Source organism: Pseudomonas protegens, assembly GCF_003732485.1.
GTDB lineage: Bacteria > Pseudomonadota > Gammaproteobacteria > Pseudomonadales > Pseudomonadaceae > Aquipseudomonas > Aquipseudomonas protegens_B.
In genome coordinates, this window is the sequence record NZ_MOAK01000033.1 from 41,932 (window position 1) to 47,003 (window position 5,072).

Below are 5,072 nucleotides of genomic sequence, written 5' to 3' on the forward strand. Positions count from 1 at the left end.
TGCGCACTTCATCAAACAGCCATCGCAGCCCTGTACTAGGATACGTGGCGACCCTTTGTCGATCCGCGCAAACCGGAGGTAAATCAAGCGCGCCCCAAACTCGTTGTTATAAGGCAGTCCTTCCACACCTTCACATTCATGGATGAAATGATGAACTCACAAGTACTGTTTCCACACATTGGTAAGGTCATCGCCAGTACCGGCAGCCGCAGTTTCCCGCGCATGCTGCACGACCTGATACTCACCCAACTGGCTGTGGACGCCACTCACATCACCCAACTGCGGGCCGACCCGCAACAGGCCAGCGGCAGAACCGGCAATACCCTGATGCAGAGCCGTCACCCGCTGTACAGCGATCTGCACGCCAGCAACGACCCACTGCTGCGCGCCGGCTTTCCCGAGCAGCCCGACGAACCCTGCGGCAGCCCGCCGCTGCTGCGGCACCGGGGCAACGCGGACCCGGCGCAATTGCACCTGACCGGTCGCAAGGATTCGTATCACTTCGTGCTGTCGGTGTACCGCAGCAGCCAGGCCCAGAGCTTTTCCCCCCAGGAACGCCTGTTGCTGGAGGACATCTCGCCGCTGCTGCTGCCCATGGTGGAACACCACATCAGCGCCCTGCAGCCGCGCAGCGACTCTGCCGCGCAGGACCGCGCCGCCATCGAGGGCCTGGCGACCTTGCGCCAGCGCTTTGCCGAGCGCCTGGAGCAGTCCGGACTGCGCCTGTCCAACCGCGAGCTGGAAGTCTGTGTCGGGCTGCTGGCCGGACGCACCGCACCGCAGCTGGCCGAGCAGCTCGAGCTCAAGGTCAATACCGTCGAGAGCTACCTCAAGCGCGCCGCCATCAAGCTCGGCATCAGTGGTCGCCACTCTCTGCTGCGCTGGATGTACTCGCCCCAGGAAGACGCGCCGGGCACCGGCGATGGCGCGCCGGCCTGATCCGACACCGGCCTTGACCCCGTAACCCGACCCCGCCGGCCCCAGTGCCGGCGGTTCCGTGTGTGGGCCGGTCAATCCCTGGCCAGGGCCTCGATCGGGTCCAGCCGGGCGGCATTGCGCGCCGGAACGAAGCCGAAGCCGAAGACGATGCCGATCAGGGTCGAACAGGCGAACGCAGTGACGATCGAGCCCATGGACAACACCATTTCCCATTCCTTGATGAACAGGTAGCCGATGACAGCGGCGGCTTCATCCGCGGTCCCAGTGATGCTGCTGCGGATCGACTGAAATGGCTGTAGGACATTGACTACCCGTACACGAGGCTCCTGGCCTCGCCTGCCCTCCCGCCAGGCCAGATGAGCCTGTGGTTACAGTGACTTGCAGAACCACGAGGACGAACAGCAACGGGGGTTGCGAGCCTGTTGCCGGATTATCGGGGATACGACGCCAGCGCTCTGGCGCGGCCTGTGTGTCCCGGTTTACCCCTACAGACGCAAAGTAATTTCTTAGGCTTAAATCGGACTTTTCCGACTCGATCAGGTTCACGAACACTGGGCTGCGGAGCACTGTAGCAACCGCGTTTCGATCAGCGATTTGTCTCGATCAAGGATGATAAGGATATGGGTCTGACCAGCAGTATCGCCAACATGGAAACTCCACCCTTCTACTTCGAACTGGGGCAACTGATCTCCAGTACCGGCCATTGCGGATTCGCCCGGGACATGCTGCAACTGGTGGACAAACTGGTGCCGGTCACCCAGTTGCTGCTCAGCGAGTGGAACCTCGATGAACGCCAGGCCAGCCCCCTGTCGATCACCCTGCTGGGGCGAGCCGGGCTGCAGGAGGACCTGCCCCTGCCGGAGCCCCCACGACGCCACGATCCCCTGCTGCACAAGATGCTGGAAATGGACGACTCGCTGCTGATTCAGATGAATGCCCAGGTCCAGTACGGGCCTTCGCGCAACACCCCGCACCAATGCCATCTGGTCTCGCGCAAAGCCAACCGCCGCTGTGTCATTACCCTCTACCGCGAACCCTCCCAGGGCGGTTTCTCCCTGGCCGAACTGTCCTTTCTCAAGAGCCTGTCGGCGACCCTGCTGCCGCTGTTGGAGCGCCATGCCCAACTGCATCGGCAACAGGCCCTGAAGAACCTGCGCAGCTGGAGCACCCGCCCCCTGGATGCGCGCCGGCAGACACCCCTGCAACGGGAGTTCGACGAGCGCCTGTCCCTGGGGGACATCAGCCTTTCGGCCCGGGAAAAAGAAGTGTGTCTGGGACTGTTGACTGGAGGTACGGTGCCGGAAATGGCCCAGCGCCTGAGCGTCAAGAACAGCTCCATCGAAACCTACCTCAAGCGTGCCGCCGCCAAGCTCGGGGTCAGTGGCCGCCACGGCCTGGCCAAGTGGATGGTCGGCGCCTGAGGCGCGGTTCCCCGAAGGCATGCGGGCCCTGGGGGGCGCCTGGAGCGAAGCAGCGAGCCTGGCCCGCTCCGAAGTACGACCCTGACGCCGGCCTGGGGTTGAGCCTCAAGGTTGCGGTGGCCGCGCTGCAGCACGGTCCTCTGGAGTGACCGATGTCAGCCGTGCCAGGCGCGGCGCCAGCCACTGGTTCAGGTCGTCCATGTAGCTGAAGACCACCGGCACCAGCACCAGGCTCAACAGGGTCGAGGTGATCAGCCCACCAATGACTGCCACAGCCATGGGCGCGCGGAATCCCGCGTCGGCTCCGCTGCTGAATACCGCCGGAAGCATGCCCGCGACCATGGCGATGGTGGTCATGATGATCGGCCGGGCACGCTCGGCTCCCGATTGGATCAGGGCCTGGTGCCGGGACAAGCCGGCGCGGCGGTTCTCAATGGTGAACTCCACCATCAGGATCGAGTTCTTGGTGACGATGCCCATCAGCATCAGCAGACCGATAACCACCGGCAAGTCGATGGCCGCGCCATACAGCAGCAGTCCGCCAAGGGCTCCGCCGATGGACAGCGGCAGCGCGACGAGGATGGTCAGCGGCTGCAGGAAGTCACGAAACAGCAGCACCAGCACCGCAAACACCATCATGATGCCCAGCCCCATGGCCACACCGAACTTGTCGAACATCTCGTTCATGTATTCCGCATCGCCATACTCGACCCGCCGCACGCCCTCGGGCAGCGGGTCCAGGGCCGGCAGTTGGTCGATGGCTTCCAGGGCCGCGCCCAGGCTAAGCCCCGCCAGATCGGCGTCCACCGAGACCCGGCGCAGCCGCGAGAAGCGTTCGATCCGCGCCGGCCCACTGCCGTAGCCGATATCGGCCACCGCGCTCAGGGGCAGCACCTTGCCGCTGTCGCTGCTGACGCCGAGGTTGTTCAGGGCATTCAGGTCGCCCTGCTCGATGGCCGGCAGCAGCACCCGGATCGGCACCTGGCGGTCATGGAAATTGAAGCGTGCCGAACTGGCGTTGATCTCGCCCACGGTGGCGATCCGCGCCACGCTGCCGATGGCCAGGGGGCTGACCCCGGCCCGGGCTGCTTCATCCACCCGGGGCTGGATCAGCAGTTCCGGGCGCAGCAACGGCTCGTTCACCTGGACGTTGGCGATGCCCTCGATGCCGCGCATCTCTCGCTGCAGGGCATGGGCGGCCCGGCTCAGTGCCTGCCCCTCGGCGCCCACCAGGATGATCGAAATGTCCCGGGCCGCGCTCTCGCCGCGAAACGCGTAGCGCAAGTCGGCAAAGCCGTTGAGCAACGGCCGCAGGGATTGCTCGAAGGCCTTCTGGCTGAGCTTGCGCTGGTCCGGCGGCACCAGCCGGACCAGGAGCTGGGCGGTGGCCACATCGGTGGCCCCGGAGGAATCCTCGCCACCGGCGGTGACAAACACCGACAGCACTTCGGGCCGCTGGCGCAACTGCTCGGCCATGCCGGACAACACCTTGTCGGTGCGGGCCAGGGAGCTGCCGGGGGGCAAGGACACGTCGATGCGCGACAGGCTGATGTCATTGACCGGCATGAACCCCGAAGGCAGCAGCGGCACCAGAGCGAACGAACCGATCAGGAACAGCCCGGCAATGCCCAGACTCTTGCGCCGGTGCTTCAGGGCCCACTCCAGCAGTCTCAGATAGCGCGCCAGCAACCCGCTGGGTGCGGGCGGGTGCGCGCCATGCCGGGAAGGCGCCTTGGGCTTGAGCAGGTAGGCGGCCATCAGCGGCGTCACCAGGCGCGCCACCAGCAGCGAAGCCAGCACCGCCGCCGAGACCGTGATGCCGAACGGGGTGAAATACTGGCCGACGAAGCCGCCGATGAAACTCACCGGCAGGAACACGGCAACGATGGTGGCAGTGATCGCCACCACTGCAAAGCCGATGGCGTCGCTGGCATCGATGGCCGCCTGGTAGGGGCGCTTGCCCTGCTCCAGGTGGCGCTCGATGTTCTCGATCTCGACGATGGCGTCGTCCACCAGGATGCCGATCACCAGGGTCAGGGCCAGCAGGGTGATGCTGTTCAACGAGTAGCCGAAGAGGGCCATGACGACGAAGGTCGGCAGGATCGACAACGGCAGGGCAATGGCCGCCACCAGGGTGGCGCGCCAGCTTCTGAGGAACACGAAGACCACCAGGATGGTCAGCAGCGCGCCCTCGATCAGGGTCATGATCGCCGCGTCGTAGCTGGCCAGGGTGTAGTCCACCGAGGACGAGATCGGGTGAATCTCCACGTCCGGGTTCTGGGCCTGCAGGCGCTGGAGGGCCGCTGCGACGCCTGCAGCCACCAGGGTGTCGCTGGAGCCCTTGGCGCGGAACACCGCAAAACCCACCACTTCCTCGCCGTTGAGCCGGGCCCGGGAACGGGCTTCACTGGCGCCGTCATACACCCTGGCCAGTTCCCCCAGCCGTGCCCAGCGGCCCTCGGACAGGGCGATGGGGGTGTTGCCCAGGGCCTCCACCGTCAGCGCACTGCCCAGGGTGCGTATGGACTGCTCATTGTTGTCCAGCCGGGTGCGGCCGCCGGGGACGTTGATGTTGGTCTGCACCAGTTGCCTGTTGACCTGCTCGGCGGTGATCCCCAGGGCCTGCAGGCGCTCGGCCTGCAGCTCGACCTTGACCTCGCGCTCGACGCCCCCCAGGCGCTGGACTTTCTGCACCCCGGGCACCGCAAGCAG

4 protein-coding genes are annotated in these 5,072 nt (G+C 65.6%); 2 read left to right on the plus strand and 2 right to left on the minus strand.

All coding sequences use genetic code 11. The features are described 5' to 3' along the window. Nucleotides 1-150: 150 nt before the first annotated feature. Nucleotides 151-939, plus strand: a complete 789-nt coding sequence (locus BLX41_RS05500; protein ID WP_123724083.1) for a helix-turn-helix transcriptional regulator — start codon at nt 151-153, stop codon at nt 937-939. Between the two features lie 71 nt (nt 940-1,010). Here BLX41_RS05500 and BLX41_RS34540 read toward each other — a convergent pair whose 3' ends face one another. After that, the gene (locus BLX41_RS34540; RefSeq protein ID WP_259744450.1) at nt 1,011-1,145 is read right to left on the minus strand and encodes a hypothetical protein; all 135 of its coding nucleotides are present in this window, start codon (nt 1,143-1,145) and stop codon (nt 1,011-1,013) included. Between the two features lie 414 nt (nt 1,146-1,559). On the opposite strand from BLX41_RS34540, the gene BLX41_RS05505 reads away from it, so the two are divergent. Further along, nucleotides 1,560-2,360, plus strand: coding sequence for a helix-turn-helix transcriptional regulator (locus BLX41_RS05505; RefSeq protein WP_123724084.1), 801 nt, complete (start codon nt 1,560-1,562; stop codon nt 2,358-2,360). A gap of 105 nt (nt 2,361-2,465) precedes the next feature. Here BLX41_RS05505 and BLX41_RS05510 read toward each other — a convergent pair. Further along, nucleotides 2,466-5,072 (minus strand): efflux RND transporter permease subunit (locus tag BLX41_RS05510; RefSeq protein WP_259744452.1); only part of this gene is annotated, 2,607 nt, incomplete at its 5' end.